Annotated in this window: 20 protein-coding genes; 14 read left to right on the top strand and 6 right to left on the bottom strand. The window is 60.0% G+C overall.

What is annotated here, in order from left to right; all coding sequences use genetic code 11:
- The first annotated feature begins 102 nt into the window (after nt 1–102).
- The 10 genes from BN1800_RS05790 (at nt 103) to BN1800_RS05740 (ending at nt 13,392) form a co-directional block, all read left to right on the top strand.
- The gene (locus BN1800_RS05790; RefSeq protein ID WP_027507939.1) at nt 103–1,629 is read left to right on the top strand and encodes a sugar ABC transporter ATP-binding protein; all 1,527 of its coding nucleotides are present in this window, start codon (nt 103–105) and stop codon (nt 1,627–1,629) included.
- A 73-nt stretch (nt 1,630–1,702) separates the two neighbouring features.
- Nucleotides 1,703–2,713, top strand: coding sequence for an ABC transporter permease (locus tag BN1800_RS05785; protein ID WP_027507940.1), 1,011 nt, complete (start codon nt 1,703–1,705; stop codon nt 2,711–2,713).
- Between the two features lie 67 nt (nt 2,714–2,780).
- Nucleotides 2,781–3,731 carry a substrate-binding domain-containing protein gene (locus tag BN1800_RS05780; protein WP_027507941.1) on the top strand — a complete coding sequence of 317 codons (951 nt, stop codon included), beginning with the start codon at nt 2,781–2,783 and terminating at the stop codon, nt 3,729–3,731.
- Between the two features lie 248 nt (nt 3,732–3,979).
- Entirely contained in the window at nt 3,980–5,032 is a 1,053-nt protein-coding gene (locus tag BN1800_RS05775) for a sugar phosphate isomerase/epimerase family protein (RefSeq protein ID WP_027507942.1), read from the top strand.
- Between the two features lie 190 nt (nt 5,033–5,222).
- Nucleotides 5,223–6,410, top strand: a complete 1,188-nt coding sequence (locus BN1800_RS05770; RefSeq protein ID WP_027507943.1) for a Gfo/Idh/MocA family protein — start codon at nt 5,223–5,225, stop codon at nt 6,408–6,410.
- A gap of 278 nt (nt 6,411–6,688) precedes the next feature.
- Complete coding sequence (locus BN1800_RS05765) at nt 6,689–8,062, top strand: GH1 family beta-glucosidase (RefSeq protein WP_086995353.1); 1,374 nt, start codon at nt 6,689–6,691, stop codon at nt 8,060–8,062.
- 412 nt (nt 8,063–8,474) lie between these two features.
- On the top strand, nt 8,475–9,548 hold the full coding sequence (locus BN1800_RS05755; RefSeq protein WP_086995350.1) for a methionine ABC transporter ATP-binding protein: 1,074 nt from the start codon (nt 8,475–8,477) through the stop codon (nt 9,546–9,548).
- Nucleotides 9,538–10,203 carry a methionine ABC transporter permease gene (locus tag BN1800_RS05750; protein ID WP_086995348.1) on the top strand — a complete coding sequence of 222 codons (666 nt, stop codon included), beginning with the start codon at nt 9,538–9,540 and terminating at the stop codon, nt 10,201–10,203. The genes BN1800_RS05755 and BN1800_RS05750 overlap by 11 nt, the downstream gene beginning before the upstream one ends.
- A gap of 32 nt (nt 10,204–10,235) precedes the next feature.
- Nucleotides 10,236–11,012, top strand: a complete 777-nt coding sequence (locus BN1800_RS05745) for a MetQ/NlpA family ABC transporter substrate-binding protein (protein WP_086995345.1) — start codon at nt 10,236–10,238, stop codon at nt 11,010–11,012.
- 172 nt (nt 11,013–11,184) lie between these two features.
- Entirely contained in the window at nt 11,185–13,392 is a 2,208-nt protein-coding gene (locus tag BN1800_RS05740) for a bifunctional diguanylate cyclase/phosphodiesterase (RefSeq protein ID WP_086995342.1), read from the top strand.
- 2 nt (nt 13,393–13,394) lie between these two features.
- Here BN1800_RS05740 and trhO read toward each other — a convergent pair whose 3' ends face one another.
- The 3 genes from trhO to BN1800_RS05725 form a co-directional block, all read right to left on the bottom strand.
- Nucleotides 13,395–14,324, bottom strand: coding sequence for an oxygen-dependent tRNA uridine(34) hydroxylase TrhO (gene trhO, locus BN1800_RS05735; protein ID WP_086995655.1), 930 nt, complete (start codon nt 14,322–14,324; stop codon nt 13,395–13,397).
- A 94-nt stretch (nt 14,325–14,418) separates the two neighbouring features.
- Nucleotides 14,419–15,315: a CHAD domain-containing protein gene (locus tag BN1800_RS05730; protein ID WP_086995339.1), complete on the bottom strand. Its 897-nt coding sequence runs from the start codon at nt 15,313–15,315 to the stop codon at nt 14,419–14,421.
- Nucleotides 15,293–15,781, bottom strand: a complete 489-nt coding sequence (locus tag BN1800_RS05725; RefSeq protein WP_086995336.1) for a CYTH domain-containing protein — start codon at nt 15,779–15,781, stop codon at nt 15,293–15,295. Before BN1800_RS05725 ends, BN1800_RS05730 begins: the two co-directional genes overlap by 23 nt.
- Before the next feature lie 151 nt (nt 15,782–15,932).
- Here BN1800_RS05725 and BN1800_RS05720 point away from each other — a divergent pair, with 151 nt between their 5' ends.
- The 4 genes from BN1800_RS05720 to BN1800_RS05705 all read left to right on the top strand — a co-directional run bounded on the left by BN1800_RS05720 (nt 15,933) and on the right by BN1800_RS05705 (nt 18,355).
- Nucleotides 15,933–16,571: a 2-dehydro-3-deoxy-phosphogluconate aldolase gene (locus tag BN1800_RS05720; protein WP_027507953.1), complete on the top strand. Its 639-nt coding sequence runs from the start codon at nt 15,933–15,935 to the stop codon at nt 16,569–16,571.
- 104 nt (nt 16,572–16,675) lie between these two features.
- Entirely contained in the window at nt 16,676–17,395 is a 720-nt protein-coding gene (locus BN1800_RS05715; protein ID WP_086995333.1) for a tellurite resistance TerB family protein, read from the top strand.
- Between the two features lie 64 nt (nt 17,396–17,459).
- Complete coding sequence (locus BN1800_RS05710) at nt 17,460–18,152, top strand: GNAT family N-acetyltransferase (RefSeq protein WP_086995330.1); 693 nt, start codon at nt 17,460–17,462, stop codon at nt 18,150–18,152.
- Complete coding sequence (locus tag BN1800_RS05705) at nt 18,149–18,355, top strand: hypothetical protein (RefSeq protein WP_027507956.1); 207 nt, start codon at nt 18,149–18,151, stop codon at nt 18,353–18,355. Before BN1800_RS05710 ends, BN1800_RS05705 begins: the two co-directional genes overlap by 4 nt.
- A gap of 4 nt (nt 18,356–18,359) precedes the next feature.
- Here the strand turns inward: BN1800_RS05705 and BN1800_RS05700 are convergent, their stop codons facing one another.
- The 3 genes from BN1800_RS05700 to BN1800_RS05690 all read right to left on the bottom strand — a co-directional run bounded on the left by BN1800_RS05700 (nt 18,360) and on the right by BN1800_RS05690 (nt 21,065).
- A complete protein-coding gene (locus BN1800_RS05700) occupies nt 18,360–19,433 on the bottom strand; it encodes a nickel/cobalt transporter (protein WP_086995327.1) in 1,074 nt (357 codons plus the stop codon).
- On the bottom strand, nt 19,427–20,068 hold the full coding sequence (locus tag BN1800_RS05695) for a DUF1007 family protein (RefSeq protein WP_086995324.1): 642 nt from the start codon (nt 20,066–20,068) through the stop codon (nt 19,427–19,429). The genes BN1800_RS05700 and BN1800_RS05695 overlap by 7 nt, the downstream gene beginning before the upstream one ends.
- A gap of 103 nt (nt 20,069–20,171) precedes the next feature.
- Nucleotides 20,172–21,065, bottom strand: coding sequence for a LysR family transcriptional regulator (locus BN1800_RS05690; RefSeq protein WP_027507959.1), 894 nt, complete (start codon nt 21,063–21,065; stop codon nt 20,172–20,174).
- Nucleotides 21,066–21,546: the final 481 nt, after the last annotated feature.

Here is a 21,546-nt window from a genome sequence, read left to right as displayed (position 1 = left end):
GACGCTGAAAAATTGCCGTGTGGGCTATGATGTAAACCTTTACATGGGCAATGTAAAGGTTTACACAATCCGTCAGCGGACGGGAGCCGTATGGAGGGAATAATGGGTCCGGAGACCGTCGACGACGGCGCGGTGGTGCTGTCCGCAAGGCGAATTAGCAAGTCGTTCAGCGGCGTGCAGGTCCTTTTCAGCGTCAATTTCGATCTTCGCGCCGGCGAAATCCATGCGCTGATGGGCGAAAACGGTGCCGGCAAATCCACCCTCGTCAAGATCCTTTCCGGTTTCGAAGAGCCAAGCTCCGGCGAAATCCTGCTCGACGGCAAGCCGGTGAAGCTGCCGCCCAATGGTGCCGCCGAAGCGCTCGGCATCGTCATCATCCATCAGGAATTCAATCTCGCCGAACATCTGACCGTCACCGAGAGCCTGTTTCTCGGCCGCGAGGTCACGCGTTTGGGCGTCCTCGACCGCAAGTATATGCGTGCTGAAGCGCGGCGTGTCCTCGATCTTCTCGGCTCGCATGTCGACGTGAATGCGCAGATCAGCACGCTCTCGATCGCCGACAAGCAGATGGTGGAGATCGCCAAGGCGATCAGCCGCAATGCGCGGATCGTGTTCATGGACGAGCCGACCGCCGTGCTCTCTCGCGAGGAGATCAACAGCCTGTTCAAACAGGTGCGCAAGCTTCGCGACAAGGGAACGAGTTTCGTTTTCGTTTCCCACAAGCTTGACGAAGTCATGGAACTGACGGACCGGGTCACCGTGCTGCGCGATGGCCAATGGGTGAAGACCTCGCCCACCTCCATCCTAGACGGTGAATCGATCGCCCAATTGATGGTCGGGCGCGAACTCTCCAGCCTATATCCTGCCAAGCATGAGCCCAATGTCGACGAAGTGATTGTTCTCAGCGTCAAGTCCGTATCGACCCACTATGTCCGTGATGCGAGTTTCGAGGTCCGGAGGGGCGAGATCTTCGGCTTTTCCGGCTTGATTGGCTCCGGCCGCACCGAGCTTATGGAGGCGATCATGGGTCTGCGCTCGCGCTCGGCTGGCGAAGTCACGGTCAACGGGCAGTCCGTGCCCGCGCACGATGTTCATGCCGCAAACCGCGCGGGCTTGGCCTATATGACCAAGGACCGCAAATCTAAGGGACTGCTTCTCAATTCCGGCATGATCGCCAATCTTACGCTGCAATCCTTGGACAAGCATGGCCGGTTTGGCTATCTGAGCGCCGCGAGTGAAGCCTCTGCGATGGCGAGAGCGCGCCGCCGCTTCGACATTCGTGTCAGGGACGGCAACATCGTTGCCGGCCGCATGTCCGGTGGCAACCAGCAGAAATTGCTTCTGGCCAAAGTCATGGAGATCGAGCCGCAGATCATCATCATAGACGAGCCGACCCGCGGCATCGATGTCGGCACCAAGCAGCAGATCTACCATTTCATTTCGGCTCTGGCCCGTGATGGCCATTCGATCATCGTGGTCTCTTCGGAGATGCCGGAGGTGATCGGGCTTTGCACGCGTATTGCCGTGATGCGCGAAGGGCGGGTCGTTGGCATTCTGGAGGGTGATGAAATCTCCGAACAGGAAATCATGCGCTACGCGGCGGGATTGAAAAAGAAGATTGCTGCCTGACCAGGTGAAATATCCGGTCGAGGCGTAGCGGGCGAATTCCCAGGGGCAATGGGACGGGAGGTTGGTTTTGAGCATGAGTGCAAGTGAGGAAAGCAGCGAAAAAGAAAGTCGGCGCCGATTGTGGCGCGATGTCGATCTTCGGGCGGTCGCGCCCTTTGCGGCATTGGCTTTGCTTCTCGTGGTTGGCGCGCTGGTCAATCCGAATTTCATCGGCATCACGAACCTTGCAAACGTCGCGACGAGAAGCGCTTTCATTGCCATCATCGCGGTCGGCGCGACCTTCGTGATCTCTGCGGGCGACCTGGACCTTTCCGTGGGGTCGATGGTCGCTTTCGTCGCCAGCCTGATGATCCTGTTCATGAATTCCGGAGCGATCGCCGATCCGGCGCTGATGCTGACGGCTGCTGTCGTGCTTACGATTGTGATCGGCGCGTCATGCGGGCTCGCGAACGGTCTCATCACCACCGTCGGCAAGATCGAGCCTTTCATCGCGACGCTTGGCACCATGGGCGTCTATCGCGGCTTGACCACCTGGCTTTCGCAGGGCGGGGCCATCACGCTGCGCGAGCCTGAACTGCAGACGCTCTACCGTCCGGCCTATTTTGGCTCCATCCTCGGCGTGCCGGTTCCGATCGCCGTGATCCTTGCCGTCACCGGCGTTGCAGCCTTCGTCCTCTACCGCACCCGCTATGGACGGCATGTCGTGGCGGTCGGCTCCAGCAGCGATGTGGCGCGTTATTCCGGCATCGCCGTCAACCGTGTGCGTACCATCGCCTTCGTCATCCAGGGCCTGTGCGTAGCCATCGCCGTGCTTCTCTACGTGCCGCGGCTTGGCTCGACATCGGCGACGACCGGCATCCTCTGGGAGTTGCAGGCGATCACCGCCGTGGTGGTCGGCGGCACGGCGCTCAAGGGTGGCGCGGGCCGGGTCTGGGGCACGATCTGCGGCGCCTTCATTCTCGAACTCGTCGGCAACATCATGCTGCTTTCGAATTTTATCAGCGAATACCTGATCGGTGCCATCCAGGGGGCGATCATCATCATCGCCATGCTGGTTCAGCGGTCGCTGGTGCGCAAACCGTGAATAGCCGGGTTTATGGGTCGCCCGGTCCTCGATCGATAGGCCCAGTCATTATTTGGGAGAGAGAAAAATGCGTAAACGAATTATGGGGCTGGCCGTCGCCGCCATGGCGGTCCTCACGGGCGTCTCGTACGCCCAGGACAAGAAGGTAACGATCGGCGTTTCAATTCCAGCAGCCGACCATGGCTGGACTGCTGGCGTCGTGTTTCATGCGGAACGCGTGGCCAAGTTGCTGATGGCCGAGCATCCAGGCCTCAACGTTATCGTCAAGACCTCGCCGGATGCTGCAAGCCAGGCAAACGCCGTGCAGGATCTTGCCACGCAGGGCATCGACGCGCTGGTCATCCTGCCGTCGGATCCGGATCCGCTCGTCAACGCCATTAAGGAAATCAAGGACGCCGGCAAGTTCGTGGCGCTCGTTGACCGTGCGCCGAGCAACAACGACGATTCCGTTCGTGACCTCTACGTTGCCGGCAATAACCCGGCGCTCGGCGAAGTTGCCGGCAAGTACATCAAGGAAAACACGCCGGATGCGGAGGTCGTCGTCATCCGCGGCCTGCCGATCCCGATCGACCAGCAGCGCCAAGACGGCTTCGACAAGGGCATCGCCGGTTCGAACGTTAAGGTTCTTGATCGCCAATACGGCAACTGGAACCGCGACGACGCCTTCAAGGTCATGCAGGACTATCTGACGAAGTATCAGAAGATCGACGTCGTATGGTGCCAGGACGACGACATGGCCGTCGGCGTGCTGCAGGCCATCGAGCAGGCCAAGCGTACGGACATTCAGTATGTCATCGCCGGCGCCGGCTCCAAGGACATGGTCAAGAAGGTGATGGATGGCGACAAGCTGATCCCGGTCGACGTTCTTTATCCGCCGGCAATGGTCGGCACGGCGATGGAAATGACGGCTGCGAATTTCTACGATCAGGTCCCTGTCCGCGGCACCTACATTCTCGACGCAACGCTCGTTACCAAGGATAACGCCAAGGACTTCTACTTCCCGGATTCTCCGTTCTGATCATCCGACTGCAATGCGCCCGTTCGCAAGGACGGGCGCATTTTCTTTGTTTGCGCACACGCTGCAGCAAAGATTGCTGCACGTACCTCTTGCAGCCTCCGGGCAGGCATGATTAGTTCGCTTCGGTTTGACTTTCGGCTTTTCAGGTACATCTGCTGCAAGAAGCGTGGAGGCGCCTTGCACCCGCCAGAACGCGTGTTGGAAGTTATCATAAACGTTTACGGTCGATCATCAGGGAGGATTCTGACATGAAGACGATCAAAGGGCCTGGCCTGTTCCTCGGGCAGTTTGCGGGCGACGCCGCGCCGTTCAACTCATGGGATTCAATCACCAAATGGGCGGCTGATGTCGGCTACAAGGGCGTACAGGTTCCGACGTGGGCTGGTCAGCTGATCGATCTGAAGAAGGCTGCCAGCTCCAAGGATTATTGCGACGAATTCGCCGGCAAGGCGCGCGAGAATGGTGTCGAGGTCACCGAGCTTTCGACCCATCTCCAGGGTCAGCTGGTAGCCGTGCATCCGGCCTATGACGAGGCCTTCGACGGCTTTGCCGCACCGGAAGTGCGCGGCAATCCGAAGGCGCGGCAGGAATGGGCAGTCGAGCAGGTGAAGATGGCGCTGACGGCCTCCAAGCATCTCGGCATCAAGGCGCATGCCACCTTTTCCGGCGCGCTTGCCTGGCCCTTCATCTATCCGTGGCCGCAGCGTCCAGCCGGTCTTGTCGAAACGGCCTTCGATGAGCTTGCCCGCCGCTGGAAGCCGATCCTCGACCATGCCGATGCCCAAGGCGTCGATGTCTGCTATGAGATCCATCCGGGCGAAGACCTGCATGACGGTGTGACCTATGAGATGTTCCTGGAGCGCGTCGGCAATCATCCGCGCGCCAACATGCTCTACGACCCGTCGCACTATGTCCTGCAGTGCCTCGATTATCTGGACAACATCGATATCTACAAGGACCGCATCAAGATGTTCCACGTCAAGGATGCGGAGTTCAATCCGACCGGGCGTCAGGGCGTCTATGGCGGTTACCAAGGCTGGGTCGAACGTGCCGGCCGCTTCCGCTCGCTCGGCGACGGCCAGGTGGATTTCGGCGCCGTCTTCTCGAAAATGACCGCCAACAATTTCGACGGCTGGGCCGTTGTCGAATGGGAATGCGCGCTGAAGCATCCGGAAGACGGTGCGCGTGAAGGCGCCGATTTCGTCAAGGCACACATTATCCGCGTCACCGAGAAGGCCTTCGACGATTTTGCCGGCAGCGGCACGGACCAAGCGGCGAACCGCCGCATGCTCGGGCTCTGAGCCTTGCTTTTTTCTTCTCCCCAGTGGGGAGAAGGTGTCCGAAGGACGGATGAGGAGCGGAGCGACGTCCTGAGCAAACAGCGAAAACTGCGTCCCCTGCCGCTCATCCGGCTACCGCCATCTTCTCCCCCGCCGGGAGAGAAGGGAATCGCGGCACCGTCGGTAAACACTCATTTCTTTGGAGGAACGAATGGCAATTGAAGGATCAACGGAACAGGCGCGCGAGCCGCGCATCCGCCTCGGCATGGTCGGCGGCGGGGCGGGCGCCTTCATCGGCGCCGTGCATCGGATAGCGGCCCGCATCGACGACCAGTACGAACTCATCGCAGGTGCGCTGTCGTCGACACCGGAAAAGGCGACCGCATCGGGCCGCGACCTCGGGCTCGATCCGTCGCGCACTTACGCGAGCTACCGGGAAATGGCGATCCGCGAGGCGAAGCTGAAGAACGGCATCGAGGCGGTCTCGATCGTCACGCCGAACCATGTTCACTACGATGCCGCCAAGGAATTCCTGCGCCGGGGCATCCACGTCATCTGCGACAAACCGCTGACCTCCAACCTCGCCGATGCAAAGAAGCTGAAGAAGGTCGCCGACGAGAGTGGCGCGCTGTTCATCCTGACGCACAACTACACCGGCTATCCGATGGTCCGCCAGGCGCGCGAGATGATTGCCAATGGCGAACTCGGTGACATCCGCATCGTGCAGGCCGAATATCCGCAGGACTGGCTGACCGAACCTGTCGAGCAGACCGGCGCCAAGCAGGCCGTCTGGCGCACCGACCCGGCGCAGTCGGGTGCGGGCGGTTCGACCGGCGATATCGGCACGCATGCCTATAACCTTGCCTCCTTCATCACCGGCCTCGAACTGGATAGCCTCGCCGCCGATCTCGATAGTTTCGTCGAAGGCCGCCGCCTGGACGACAATGCTCACGTGCTTTTGCGCTTTAAGGCAAAAGGCAAGGAGAAGCCGGCCAAGGGCATGCTCTGGTGCAGTCAGGTGGCGCCCGGCCATGAAAACGGCCTGAAGATCCGCGTCTACGGCACCAAGGGCGGCTTCGAGTGGGTGCAGGCGGATCCGAACTACTTGTGGTACACGCCGTTCGGCCAGCCGAAGCGGCTGATCACCCGCAACGGCGCGGGTTCAGGTGCCGCCGCTGCTCGCGTCTCACGCATTCCGTCCGGTCATCCGGAAGGCTACCTCGAAGCCTTCGCGACGATCTACACGGAGGCGGCGCACGCCATCAATGCGCACAAGAAGGGCAAAGCGGTCGACAAGGCCGTGGTTTATCCAACTGTCGATGACGGCGTGAAGGGGGTTGCCTTCGTCGAGGCCTGCGTTGCTTCATCGAAGCGGAATGGCGCTTGGGTGAAGGTCTGATGGCCAAGTTTCTGGACTAACCTCTCATCCGGGTGCCGCCACCTTCTCGTCGCTCGCGGGGAGGGATATGCCGCGCCGTTTCAGCAGAACGTGCTGTGAGTGAGGCACGTTCCCTCGCCCCGTTTACGGGGAGAGGGCCAGGGTGAGGGGTGGAACCCATACCGCTAGGTCCGCTATCCGTCTGCAACGTTACAGTTTTGACATTTCCACTCTGTACAACGCCGGTTCACTTGGCTAAACCGCCGCTCGAACGACCAGTCCATCACCAGGGGGGTCAAATGATCGATCCTAAGACACTCGCCGCCCGTTTTCCGGGCGATTTCACCTTTGGCGTCGCGACGGCTGCCTTTCAGATCGAAGGCGCTTCCAAGGCTGATGGCCGCAAGCCGTCGATCTGGGATGCCTTCTGCAACATGCCGGGTCGTGTCTATAACCGCCACAATGGCGACGTCGCGTGCGATCATTACAACCGGCTCGAACAGGACCTTGACCTGATCAAGGAGATGGGCGTCGAGGCCTATCGCTTCTCGATCGCCTGGCCGCGCATCATTCCGGATGGCACCGGGCCTGTGAACGAAGCCGGACTCGATTTTTACGATCGTCTCATCGACGGTTGCAAGGCGCGCGGCATCAAGACCTTTGCAACGCTTTTTCACTGGGATTTGCCGCTCACGCTCATGGGCGACGGCGGCTGGACGGCGCGTTCCACGGCCTATGCCTATCAGCGCTACGCGAAGACCGTCATGGCGCGTTTTGGTGACCGCCTCGACAGCGTCGCGACCTTCAACGAACCATGGTGCATCGTGTGGCTCAGCCACCTCTACGGCATCCACGCCCCGGGCGAGCGCAACATGCAGGCAGCGCTTCACGCCATGCACTACATGAACCTTGCGCACGGACTTGGAGTCGAGGCGATCCGTGCCGAGGCGCCGAAGGTGCCGGTCGGTCTGGTGCTGAATGCAATGTCCGTCATGCCGGGATCGCAAAGCGAGGCGGATCTCGCCGCCGGCGAGCGCGCGCATCAGTTCCACAATGGTGCTTTTTTCGATCCCGTCTTCAAAGGAGATTATCCGAAGGAGTTCGTGGAATCGCTCAGTGATCGCATGCCCATCATCGAAGATGGAGATTTGAAGATCATCAGCCAGAAGCTCGATTGGTGGGGGCTCAACTACTACACACCGCTGCGTGTTGCCGACGACCCGGCGAAGAACGGCGATTTCCCCTGGACGGTCGAAGCGCCGCGTGTGAGCGATGTGAAGACGGATATCGGTTGGGAAGTCTATGCGCCCGGTCTCAAGCATGTCGTCGAAGACCTCTATCGTCGCTACGAACTGCCGGAATGCTACATCACGGAGAACGGTGCCTGCTACAACATGGGTGTGGTCAACGGCGAGGTCGATGACCAGCCGCGTCTCGACTACTACAGTGATCACCTTGCTGTCGTCGCCGATCTCATCAAGGACGGCTACGCGATGCGCGGCTATTTCGCCTGGAGCCTGATGGACAATTTCGAATGGGCGGAGGGCTACAAGATGCGTTTCGGCCTCGTCCACGTCGATTACGACACCCAGGTCCGCACCGTGAAGAAGAGCGGCAAATGGTACCGGGAGCTGGCAAGCCAGTTTCCCAAGGGTAACCATAAGGTCGCTTGAATTCCGAAGGCCGGAGGAGGATCGTACGGCCGGCTCGACTTCATTGTTGTCGGTCGTTCGCTCCTTTTGTCGCTCACCCCATCGCCGCGCTGACGCTCCGGCACTTCTCCCCACCAGGGAGAAGAAACAAGCGGCGCGCTTCGTGATTCAGACAATTGGACAATGAGTGGTTTTTTGCTGCTCTAGCCGATTCAAAGAAAAAATCTCTCTGTCAATCGCGACTGGAACTCCGCCATAAACATTACATCCCAGCGTATGGCAGCCATGCGCAGATCAAATTGAATATTCCGGTTGTGCGATGATAAAGACTGCCTCTCTGTTCCGAATGCGTTGCCGAATGCCGGCCTGACCAGACGCGCCGCGTCCTCAGCCATTCAGCGACTGCGGACCTTTTTGAACATCGAGAGCATCCATGCATTCCGACTCTTCCAACGCGGCAAATGCCGCAAATACCGTCCTCTTCGAAGGCATATCGAAACGCTTCGGCGCCGAGGACAAATCGTTTACCGCGCTTGATGCAATCGATTTTGCCGTCGCGCGCGGCTCCATTACCGGCATCATCGGCCGTTCCGGCGCCGGCAAGTCGACACTGATCCGTCTTGTCAACGGCTTGGAACGTCCGACAAGCGGCAAGGTCATCGTCGATGGCGTCAACGTTCCCGATCTGGACGAGGCCGGCCTGCGCGCCCTCCGCCGTTCGGTCGGCATGATCTTCCAGCATTTCAACCTGCTGTCTTCGCGCACGGCCTTCGGCAATGTGGCGCTGCCCCTGGAAATCGCCGGTTACGACAAGGAAGCCATTCGCGCACGCGTCGAGCCGCTGCTCGATCTCGTCGGACTTTCCGATAAGCGCGACCGCTATCCGGCAGAACTTTCCGGCGGCCAGAAGCAGCGCGTCGGCATTGCCCGCGCGCTCGCCACGCAGCCGAAGCTCCTGCTTTCCGATGAAGCGACCTCCGCGCTCGATCCAGAGACCACCCAGTCGATCCTCGAGCTCTTGAAGCGCATCAATGCGGAGTTTGGGCTAACGGTGCTTCTGATCACCCACGAGATGGAGGTCGTCAAAGCCATCACCAGCGACGTCGCCGTCATCGACGAGGGTATCATCGTCGAGCGCGGCCACACTTTCGATGTCTTTACTCGGCCGCAACATCCGACCACGCGCGCATTGCTGGCCGGCCTGCCGGGCTCGAAGCTTCCTGCAGCGCTCGCATTCGGCTTGCGGCCGCAAAAGACAGCGGGTGGGCGCGTTGCCGTGCGCATCACCTTTTTCGGTCGGACGGCAGAACAGCCGCTGATCTCGCGGCTTATCCAGACGCTGGGTTCGGATATCAACATCATCGCCGGAACCGTCGACGAGATCGGTGGCGAACCCTATGGCTCCCTCATCATCGCCTATGCAGCGGACGATGCCACTATCGCGAATGCGGATAAATTCTTCGAGGCGAACGGTCTCGTTGCGGAGGTGCTCGGCTATGTCTCCTGATCTCCTGCTTCTCATTGGCAAGGCAACGCTCGATACGCTGCGCATGGTGGCGATCGCGGGCTTCATCGGCTCCCTTGTCGGGCTGCCGATCGGCGTGTTCCTGGCGACCAGCGGTCGCGGCGAGCTCTTTCCGGCGCCTTCCGTGAACCGGATCGTTGGATTGATCGTCAACGCGACACGCTCGACGCCATTCATCATCCTTGTTGTCGCAATCATTCCTTTCACACGCCTCGTCACCGGCACGTCGATCGGCACCAAGGCGGCGATCGTGCCGCTGACGATCGCAACCATCCCGTTCTTTGCGCGGCTCGTCGAAGCCGCCATTCGCGACGTAGACAAGGGTCTGATCGAAGCCGCCCGCGCCATGGGTGCGACCCCGATGCAGATCGTACGCAAGGTGCTTCTTGCCGAAGCGCGTCCGGCGCTGACGCTGGCGCTCACAATGACGCTGGTCAGCCTCATCGGCTACTCGGCGATGGTCGGCGCGGTGGGCGGAGGCGGGCTCGGCGATCTCGGCATCCGTTACGGCTACCAGCGCTTCATGCCGGATGTGATGCTGGTCGTCGTCATCGTCTTGATCCTGCTCGTCCAGGCCGTGCAGAGCGCCGGCGATGCGCTCGCGCGCCGCTTTGACAAGCGATCCCGCAAGAATTGATCGAATTGCCCATAACCCAAGGAGAAAACCCGATGAAGAAAATCATCCTCGCGGCTGCCTTTGCGGCGGTCTTTGGAACTGCCGTCGCGGCGGAAACTATCAAGATCGGCGTCACGCCGGGTCCGCATGCACAGATCATGGAGAAAGTGAAGGAAGTCGCAGCGCCCAAAGGCCTCGACATCGAGATCCTGGAATTTTCCGACTATGTCGTGCCGAACCAGGCGCTTGCCGATGGCGAGCTGAGCGCCAACTCCTTCCAGCACAAGCCCTATCTCGACAACCAGGTCGCCGATCGCGGCTTCAAGATCGTTGACGTCGCCTATACGGTCAACTTCCCGATGGGCGTCTATTCCAAGAAGGTGAAGAGCCTGGACGAGCTTGCTGATGGCGCTACCGTTGCGATCCCCAACGACCCGACCAATGGCGGCCGTGCTCTGCTGATCCTCGCCGACAAGGGACTCATCAAGCTCAAGGATGGCGCGAGCCTGAAGGTCGGCCCTGCCGATGTCACCGAAAATGCCAAGAATCTGAAGTTCGCCGAACTCGATGCCGCCCAGCTGCCGCGCTCGCTTGACGACGTGGATGCCGCTGTTATCAACACCAACTATGCACTGGAAGCCGGTCTTGACCCGGCGAAGGACCCGATCGCCCGCGAAGGTGAGAAGGCGCCTTACGTCAACATTCTGGCGGTTAGCGAGAAGGACAAGGATCAGCCTTGGGTCAAGACGCTGGTCGAAGCCTACCACAGCGATGCTGTGAAGCAGTTTATCGCCGATACTTTCAAGGGCTCGGTCATCGCAGGCTGGTAAGCCGCGGCTAAAACACCGTTATGAAATCAAGCCCTTCCCGTTCCGCGGGGAGGGTTTTTAACGCCGAGTGATTTTGATGGAGAAAAATCACACGGATGAGGCCTTGTACCGTTCGCTTTAACCGTTTTTGAAGCCTTGACTGGCAAAGTCCTCCGTTATCGGGGAGCAATGTATGCCTGCGTTCTTTAGGCAAAAAAATCAAGCTTTGGGGATTGGCCGCCACGCAACTGTTACGGGTGTGCTTTTTTCCTTTGCGGTCATGGTCGCGGTCGTAACCGTCATGGTGCTGACGGCGCTGTCACGCGTCACCGATAACGCCAATATTCTCGACGACGAACGTTCTCGTGAAACCACGGCTGGCGCTCTCAAGACATTCGTAGCCCAGCTCGGCGCAACGTTGAACGACTATGCCGCCTGGGACGATGCGGCCGTCAATGTCTATGCCCCGGATGGCATGGCTTGGACGATCAGCAACTACGGCGAAATGTCCTCCAACAGCGCGCTTTTCGACATGGCAATCGTCGTAGATGACGATAAGAAGCCGCTGATGGTCTATCGCGATGGCCTGTCGATGAGTGAAGCGCTTGATGATTTCTTTGCGCCATCGCTTTGGACGTTGTTCGACAAAGTGAACGCCGCCGGACTTGAATCACCGGAAGCCGTAGGTTTCATCGGCACCAAGAGCGGCATCGCGGCAGTTGGCGTTGCGCTCGTGCGGGAAAAATCCGGCGCCTTGAATACACCCGTCGGCCAGCGCCGCTACCTGATTTTTGCTCGGCATCTGAACGACGCGACGATCAAGGGCCTCGGTGAGACCTACGTTATTCAGGGTTTGAAGCTGGTGCCAGCCGCTTACGACGCGCAGTATTCCGTGGCGATCGATGATGCCGCCGGTAAGGCGCTTGGCAAACTCGTGTGGATTTCGCGTTCGCCGGGCGACATCAGCTACGCCCAAGTGCGTCCGACGGTTGTGAAGGCGCTCGGTCTCGTCGGGCTGTTCTTTGCTGTGCTGCTCGTCATAGGCTGGCTCGCTGGACGCCGGCTGAAGGCAGAGGAAAACAATGCCCGCGAGGATGCCCTCCGCGATCGCCTCAGTGGGCTATCGAACCGTGAAGGCTTGGGAATTGCTGTCGATGACGTCGTTGCCAAGGCCAAGCAGACCGGCAAGAACGTGCTGCTTCTTTATCTCGACCTCGACGGTTTCAAGGAAGTCAACGACAGCTACGGGCACGGGACCGGTGACCAGTTGATCCGCGCGGTTGCTGCCGGTCTCAAGGTGCTGATCCCAGAGGGTGCGGTTCTGGCGCGCATTGGCGGCGACGAATTCGCGATCGCCTTCCAGTCCGAAGGCGGCAACGCCGATGCACTGCAGCTTTCGGAACAGATTCTGGATTTCCTGGCGGAGCCGCTGGAGATCGGCCGGCGCGTCGTAGTCATTGGCGCCAGTATCGGCATCGCGATGGCCGCTGGCGGGACGATCGGCCGCGAAGAATTGGTCCGCCGTGCCGATCTTGCGATGTACAAGGCCAAGGAAGCCGGTCGGGCCCGCATGACGCTTTACGATCCCGCTATGGATGCCGACCGCGAGGAGCGAAATGCGCTTGAACTCGATCTGCGCATCGCGATCGAAAGCGGCGATCTGACACTGGCCTATCAGCCGCTGATCGACGCCTCCTCTCATGAGATGAATGGTGTCGAAGCGCTGGTGCGCTGGAACCGTCCTGGCTACGGGCCAGTCTCGCCGGAGGTTTTCATTCCGATCGCAGAAACCAGCGGGCTTATCGAGGCACTCGGTCTTTTCGTGCTGCGCAAAGCCTGCGAGACGGCCAAGCAGTGGCCCGAACTGCGTGTTGCCGTAAACGTTTCCCCCGGCCAGTTCCGGAACCCGGCCTTTACCGACTATGTCCGCTATGTCCTGAAACAGACGGAGATCGAGGCGGAGCGCATAACGCTCGAGATCACCGAAGGCTACATGATCCAAAACCCGCAGCGCACCCGCCATTCGATCGAGCGGCTGAAGACGCTCGGCGTCAAGATAGCGCTCGACGATTTCGGTTCGGGCTTTTCATCGATCGGCTATCTCCGCCAGTTCGGCTTCGACCGCATCAAGATCGACCGCTCGCTGATTGAGGGCGTCACCGAAAGCGACAGCCAGCGCGAGATGCTGCAAGCGACGGTCGCGCTGGCCCGCTCATTGAATATTCCGGTGACGGCCGAGGGTATCGAGACAGAAGAGCAGGCGCTCGCCGCCCGTCTCTTCGGTTGCGATTGCCTCCAGGGTTATTTCTTCAGCAAGCCGGTGCCGGCAGACAGAATCACCGAAATGCTTGAGGCACGCCGTGCGCTTGACGCGATGCCGCGCCGGATAACCGCTGCCTGACCCTAAATCCCGATGTGCTTCTGACCGCGCTTCTTGGCAAGCGCGATCTGGAGCTGCCGTTGACGGTAGCGCAGCCGGTCGTCGTCGGTGCGCGTGTGGTAGCAGTTGCAGCAGGAAACGCCTTCCTCGTAGAGAGGCGACGTGATCTCCTCTGCGGTAATCGGATTGCGGCAGGCATGACAGAGCTTGTGCTCGCCTTCCTTGAGTCCATGCTCGACCGAGACTCGCTCGTCGAAGACGAAGCAGGCGCCATCCCAGAGACTTTCCTCCTGCGGAACTTCTTCCAGGTATTTCAGAATGCCGCCCTTGAGGTGGTAGACCTCCTCAAAACCTTGCTCTTTCATGAAAGCCGTCGCCTTTTCGCAGCGGATACCACCTGTGCAGTACATGGCGATCTTCGGCTTGTTGTGCAGGCCGGTGTTCTGGCGCACCCATTCCGGAAAGTCGCGGAAGGTCTTCGTCTTCGGGTCGACCGCGCCGCGGAAGGTACCGATCGCCGTCTCGTAGTCGTTGCGTGTGTCGATGACGATGGTGTCGGGGTCGGAAATCAGCGCATTCCAATGCTGCGGCGTCACATAGGTGCCGACGACCATGTTAGGGTCGATATTCTCGACGCCCATCGTGACAATCTCTTTCTTGAGCTTCACCTTCATGCGCAGGAAAGGCATCTTGGATGAGCGGCTTTCCTTGTGCTCTAGCGCCGCGAATTCCGGCTGCGCGCGCAAATAGGCGAGCACCGTCCGGATGCCCACATCCGGCCCGGCGATCGTTCCGTTGATGCCCTCATGCGCCAGAAGCAGTGTGCCTTTCACGCCGTTTTCTTCGCAAAGCGCCTGCAGAGGCTCGCGCAGGCTTTCGAAGCGCGGCACGGAAACAAAATGGTAAAGCGCCGCCACGAGGAACGGGCTGGTGTGATTGATGCTGTCGGTCATGCGCGCTGAAATACAGTCTGCAGCGTTTTCGCGCAAGCGTTGGCAATGCGACCTGAAGACACGGATCAGCCCACCTTCGAGATTCAGCTTCAAACTACAGCCAGAGTGCTTCGATACGGCTAGCCTCGCGCCGCGGTTTGTCGGCAAAGACGCGTTCGGCGCTGGCAAGAGCGCTGTGCCGCTCTTCCTGCTGGCGGAAGATGATGGCGTCGAGCAGATGAGCGAGATCTTCGTTGCGGGTAATGAGCTGCGGCTCGGCCTCAACCAGTTGCGAAAGCACCGAGAGATCATTTATACGGCCGAGCTGCTCTGCCAGTTCCTCGGCGTCATCGTGCTTCGCCTTCATCGCGGCGGGCCACAGATTGCGCAGCAGCGCGTGATAGAGCCGGTAGTCATAGGTTCGCTTGCGCAGTTCATGAAAATCTTCGGCTGCTGCCGTATCGTGGCATGCCGTGAGCGCCGCCCGCGCCCTTCGCAAGGTTCGCTGCCAGCCTTTGGCGAGCATGCGAGCGTTTCTGCGATGGCTGTTTTTGAAGGAAACCTCGTCGAGTGCGGCGATCGCATCCTTCAGCGTCACGGCCGTCTCGTGAAGCTTCTGTTCAAGCCCGCTTTCGGCCTTGGCCATCCAGTCGCGGCGTGCTTCCAGAACGGCGACGATGCGGCTGAGCGCCTCGCTCTCTGCGTCGCTGCGGGCGCCTCTTTGCAGATATTCGGCGGTGCCGATCAGAGCTGCTGCGTCCCTGATCGCCGAGAGCGATTTTGCGATGTCGCGCAGTCTGGCATTTTCGCACTTCTGAAAGTCCGGCACCTCTTTCGCCACGAGCCGGTAAAGCGAGCGCAGCCGCTTCAGGTTCTTGCGAAAATCATGGACCGCTTCGTCCGCGCCGTCCGGCCGCTTCTCAAGAACGGCAATGGCGCGTTCAAGCTGTTCCGTCGCCACCCTTCGGAACTCATCGGTAAAATCCGCATCAGGCCGTATGCGAAAGGGCATCCTGATCGTACTCGAATTCGGTGGCGAGTGCCTGGTTGGAATAGCGGAAATCGCCGGTCACTTCGCGGCCGAGCCAAGCGGGACGGGAGGGATTGTCATCCTCGGACTCCATTTCCACTTCCGCAATCACCAGCCCGCGGTGCGCGCCGGCAAAAACGTCGACTTCCCAGACGAAGCTGTCATGCGGCACGCGGTAGCGCGTCTTTTCAATCACGAGGCCGATGGCGCTCTGCATCAGTTCTTCGGCATCGGAAACAGGGATTTCGTATTCGAACTCGTCGCGGGTGACAGTGCTGCGGCCAATCTTGATCGTCAGCTTCGCTTTCTTTCCGTCGAGGATGCGCACACGCACGGAGCGGTCGTCCATCGAGGCGATGTAGCCCTGCCTAAGGAGCGATTTCGTCTCGGCCTTTGCGCGCCAGCCGTCGTTGCGTACCAGAAATTTCCGCTCGATCTCTTTCGCCATTTCAGTGAACCTTTTGTGACGATCGGCGTACCGTAACGTAAATCTCCCAGGAGGGATACCCACTTCTTGCCGCATCTGTTTTGTCTCGACAAAGCCCGTCCGCAGGGGTATTCGGGAGCCCGAATTCAACGCTTTAAGGAACCGTGCTGCTATGGGCGAGAAGACAGAAAAGCTCCTTTCCATCCTCAAACTCCAGCCAGTCGTTCCGGTGCTCATCGTCGATGACGTGAAGTCCGGCGTTTTGTTGGCGCGCGCGCTGGTCGCAGGCGGTCTGAAGGCGATCGAGATCACCATGCGCACGCCTGCCGCACTCGATACGGTCCGCGCCGTTGCGCAGGAAGTCGAAGGTGCCGAAGTCGGCACAGGCACGATCCTGAACGCCCAGCACTGGGATGCAGCCGTTGCCGCCGGCTCGAAGTTCGTCGTCAGCCCAGGCGCCACGCAGGAACTGCTCGCCGCGGCATCGAAATCGCCGGTTCCGTTGCTGCCGGGCGCTGCGACGGCCAGCGAAGTCATGGCGCTTCGCGAAGAAGGTTATCAGGTGCTAAAGTTCTTCCCGGCCGAGCAGGCGGGTGGTGTGGCATACCTCAAGGCGCTCTCCTCACCGCTCGCTGGCACGTTCTTCTGCCCGACCGGCGGCATTTCGCTGAAAAATGCCAATGACTACCTGTCGCTGCCGAACGTCATTTGCGTCGGCGGATCCTGGGTGGCGCCGAAGGAACTCGTCGCCGCGGGCGATTGGGCAGGCATCACCAAGCTCGCCTCGGAAGCGGCTGCGCTGAAGGCCTGACATTTTCCCCGAGTGTTCTAGGATGCCGGCGGTTTTGCCGGCATTTGTATTTGCAGGTTTGCTTCCTATCTTCAGGTCTGCCTCTAACAGGGAGACGATGAAGGATGTTCGACGCGAAGAAGCTTCTTGACCAGTTTCTGGGCTCGCAAATACCGGGCGTTGGCGGCAGTGTCCGCGACAGAGCCGGAGATACCGTCCAGTTGGCCAAGGACAATCCGTGGAAGGCCGGAGCGCTGGCAACCGTGCTTCTCGGAACGAAAACGGGCCGAAATATCGCCGGCAATGCGCTTACAATCGGCGGGCTTGCGGCTATCGCCGGTCTCGGCTACCAGGCCTACAAGAATTACCAGGCAGGTCAGGCGCCCGCCACGCCTTCGGATGTCACTCCACCTTCGACGCCCGTTCTGCTGCCGGCACCGGCCGAATCTGGCTTCGGCCCGGCATCGCCCGCAGGCAGCAATGAATTTGCCCTTGTGCTCATCCGCGCCATGATCGCGGCGGCCAAGGCCGACGGGCATATCGATGATGCCGAGCGTGCGCATATCATGGACAAGATGAAGGCCGCCGATGTCAGCGGCGAAGCCGCGTCCTTCATCGAGCATGAGCTTGCCTCGCCGACCGATCTCGACGCGCTGGTCGCCGCCGCCGGGACCGAGGAACAGAAGGTCGAGCTCTATACGGCCTCGCGCCTGACGATCGAGCCGGACTCGCGTGCTGAGCGCGGCTATCTCGACCTTCTTGCCGGCCGTCTCGGCCTTGCCGATGCGCTTGTGGACCACATCGAAGCAACGGTTTCCTCCGCCAAGGTTTCCTTGTCACAGTGACATGCGGGCCGGTTGCCTTTCCCGGGCGGCTGGCCTATCCACTCTTCCGATGAGAGGAGTGAGCATGCGCGATCTATCGAATTTCAAGGTGCCGGCACCTGATTATGTGACACTGAAGGGGCGCTACGTGACGGTCGAGCCCTATGTCCGCGCGGAGCATCTTCAGGCGCTCTGGGACGGCCTCGGCGGCATGGGTATCAATCCGCTGCTTCTCTATTTCTCGCAGGACGATTTCACCGGCTTGGACGATTTTGCCAAGTGGCTCGGGAACGCCCATGCCAAGTCCGGCTGGCTTACCCACGTCTTTCGCGACAATGCCACCGGCAGGATCGTCGGCATGGCCAATTACATGCGCGCCGACCCGGCCAACGGCGTCGTCGAAATCGGCGGTGTGGCGCATGGGCCGGATATGAAGCGTTCGCCGCTTTCCACCGAAGCGCATTACCTGATGGCCAAGCATGTCTTCGAAGACCTTGGTTACCGCCGCTACGAATGGAAGTGCGACAACAACAACGAAGCCAGCAAGACGACGGCGGCACGCTACGGCTTCACCTTCGAAGGCGTGTTCCGCCAGCATATGATCTCCAAGCGCCGCAACCGCGATACCGCCTGGTTCTCCATGATCGACAGCGAATGGCCGATAATCAAGGAAGCTTTCGAGACCTGGCTTGCGCCGGATAACTTCGATGCCGAAGGCAAGCAGTGCCGGCGCCTGCAGGATATCCGAGCCGATCTCGAAAAGGAAAGGCTCGCATGAGCCCGGAAAGCCGTTCTCAGGCGATCGCCGCCGGGATCATCCTCGTCGGGGTAGGGCTGGTCATCTATTTCCTGCCGACGCTTGTTCTTTGGATCGGCAATTACTCTCCAGTGCTCGCGTTTGTCGCCGGCGCGGCGCTGCTGCTCGGCTTCTTTGCGATATTCTGGCTGAGGGCGCGGTATCAACGAGGTAGGGGGAAGTAGCAGCCTACCCCTGAAGCGAGGCTCCCAACAGCAGCACGCCCATGAAAATCACCAGAACGGCACCCAGAATCTCGATCGCGTTGCCAACCCAGACTGAAGTCGTCGAGCCGCGGCCCGAGATGCGAACGGCGGTGCCTTTGGCGGTGACGGCAAGGATCGCGAGGACGGCGACCGTGATGGCCGTGCCAAGCGACATGGCGAGCACGGAAAAAATACCGCCGAGATAAAGGCCGTTCAGCAGCGAAAAGGTCATGACGAGCAGGGCGCCGGAGCAGGGGCGGAGGCCGACGGCAACGATCGCCGACCAGGCTTCCCGGATGCTGAACGTGTCGCCGCCCAGCAGCGACGGGTCCGGCGCATGAGAGCGGCCGCAGGTCTCGCAGGCCATGCCGGAGATGAAGTTGTGCCCCGCCCGGCGTGCCTGCTTCTCGCCGAAGGCAGAGGTCTCCCTGCGGCTTTCCTTGTCCTTCCAGTCGAGCATCATGCTGATCGGACCGGCCGAGGTTTCCACGACCTCGCGTTTTGGTAGGCCGCTGACCATCGAACGCAGTTTGCGAAAAAGCAGCCAGCCGCCGAAGGCGATGACCATCACGAAGCTTGTGATCTCCATCGCATTCGTCGCCTGCGTCAGTGTGATGCCGCTACCGCGCAGGATGAGCCAGGCACCACCAACGAGCGCCACTGCCACCGCACCCTGGAGGAAGGCTGAGATGAAGGAGATTGCTACGCCGCGCTTCAGCTCGATTTCGTTGGCGATCATGTAGGAGGAGATCACTGCCTTGCCGTGCCCGGGGCCCGCTGCATGGAAGACGCCATAGACGAAGGATAGGCCGACCAGAGACCCGAGTTGCCACGGGTCTTCGCGCATCGCCCTCAGTGCCGCGGTCAACGCGCGGTAGAAGGCCTGCTGCTCGTAATTGATGTAGGCAAGCAGCGGTGCCAGCGGGCCGCCTGTCGGCTGGAAACTCGGCTCCGCAGTTCCGATCCCGAGCGGCGATTGCGCATGTGCCCCGCTCATCAGCGCAAGCAATGCAAATGCGGCCATCGGAAGGAACAGCGAAGCGTTCCGTTTCAGCATGAAACCTCCAGCTTGGTGGCAAAGAGCTTGGACATGTTGGTGCCGGTCGGATCGGTGAAGAAGGCGTCGGTGAGCGACTGCTTGTTCTGAGAAATCACCTGATCGGCGTCCGGCCGCAACACATCGTGCTTGCAGTTCTTGAAGCCGTCGCCAACCATCGCCAGTTCCTGGTCCGTCGGAAAGTCGATCGAGGTGTAGAGCGTCGGATCGTAGACGCCGAAAGTGAGCTTGCCCTTCAGCGGCATCTTCTCCGTGGGTTTGACCGCGAAGAACATCAGAAGCTGGCCCTCCTTGTAGTCGACGTGAATGATGTCCGGCTTCTGCACGGTAACGTTCTTCCCGTCGATCGTCAGGTTCATGTAGTAGTCGTAGTCCGCGAGCGATTCCCGGACGGTCTTGCCGACTTCGGCGAGTTCGTTCGGCTCCAGCTTCAAATCGGTGTTCTTGTCGAAATCCATGACGACCGAGGAGGAGAACACCTCGTCGAAGCGCCAGACGTTCCGCAGCTCCTGAATGCTGCCGTCGGGCGCTGCCACGACTTCGAGCCGAGCTTCCACGAAAATATGCGGATGTGCCATGGCGGTGACCGGCGCAAGCGAGATCAGCGCGGCCGTAAGGAAAGTCGATTTTTTCATGCTTCGGGTTACCGCTCTGTCCCAAATCGGTTGGTGTTTTCTTGCCGGAGAATGGGACGGAATTGGGACCGGCCTCAAAGTGGCAAGGTGAACCAGGTCTGATTCAAGGGTGCTTCTTGAACCAAGCATGGAGGTAGTCCACGAAGATGCGGACCTTTGCGGGCAGGTAGCGCCGGTGCGGATAGACGGCATAAATCCCGCGATCGGTGGGTATGTAGTCGTTGAACAGCGTCACGAGCCGGCCGTCCTCGATCGGTTTGCGGGCGATGAAATCCGGAATGACTGCGATGCCGATTCCGGAGAGAGCCGCGCGTAATGTCGCATGCGGACTGTTCACTTCGATCGGTCCGGAAACTGCGACCGCGAAGGACGTGCTGTCCGGATTATAGAATCGGACGCTGGCCTGCGTACGCGAATTCGTATCGACGATGAAGGGAACGTTGGAAATGTCCGCCGGATGTTCGATGTTTGGATAACGCTCGAGAAACTCCGGTGTCGCGCAGACATGCACGCGGAAATCCGAGATCTTGCGCGCAATCATCCCCGAATCTTCAAGCTTCGTAACGCGGATCGCCAGGTCGAAGCCTTCTTCGATCAGATCGACGAACCGGTCGTCCGCCGCGATTTCCAGCTGCAGGTCCGGGTTCTCCTTGGCGAAATCGATCAGCGATTGACCAACATCAGCGTCGACAAAGGTACGTGGCACCGAGATCTTCAGCCGGCCTTTGAGCTGCGCGTTGTTCTCGCGCACCAGATCGGCGAGGTTGTCGATCTCCTTGAGGATGTCAGAGGCGGTGCGATAATAGGTGTGACCGGCTTCCGTCATCGAGAACTGGCGAGTGGTGCGGTTGAGCAACAGGGCGCCGAGTTCGTCTTCCAACTCGCGCACATATTTGGAGAGCAGCGCCTTGGAGCGGCCGGTGCGCCGCGCTGCGGCGGAAAAACCTTCCGCTTCAACGACATCGATGAAGGCGCGTATGCGCGTCAGTGTGTCCATGGCCATCCTCCGTTGTTGAGGAAGACTGAACAAATTGCGCGTGTTTGTTCAATTTATTTTTTGAGGGAGGGGCAAAAAAAATCTTGATTATGACTGCGAATATTCTTATCTCGTCCTCAGCCCAAAGTCGCACGTGCCCATGGGTGTCCGCCGACCCTCGATTAGGTGAGGTCATCGGTAAGGTACCTGGAACTAACCCCTCCAGTCGCTATTCCGGCCAACCGGGAAATGCGAGGACGCCTAAGCAACGACGGTGCGGGCCTTTCTGGTGTCTTCCGGCTTTCCATCAGCCGGGGTTACTGAAGAGGCACACCTTCATTGCCGGAAGTGCGGTTGGGATTTTCCCTCCAATCCATGGCAGACAAAGCCGAACTATGCCGCTGTCGTGGCGTTGGTTCAATATTTGCGCATCGAGCGCTTGCTATGGTTCCGGGGTCTCCACCGGCTGGTTCCAACGCGAGCATTCGTATGCCCTTTGTCC

The organism is Rhizobium sullae, assembly GCF_900169785.1.
Lineage (GTDB): Bacteria > Pseudomonadota > Alphaproteobacteria > Rhizobiales > Rhizobiaceae > Rhizobium > Rhizobium sullae.
The sequence above is the reverse complement of the archived record's forward strand: the minus strand, read 5'-3'. Positions and strand labels throughout refer to the sequence as shown.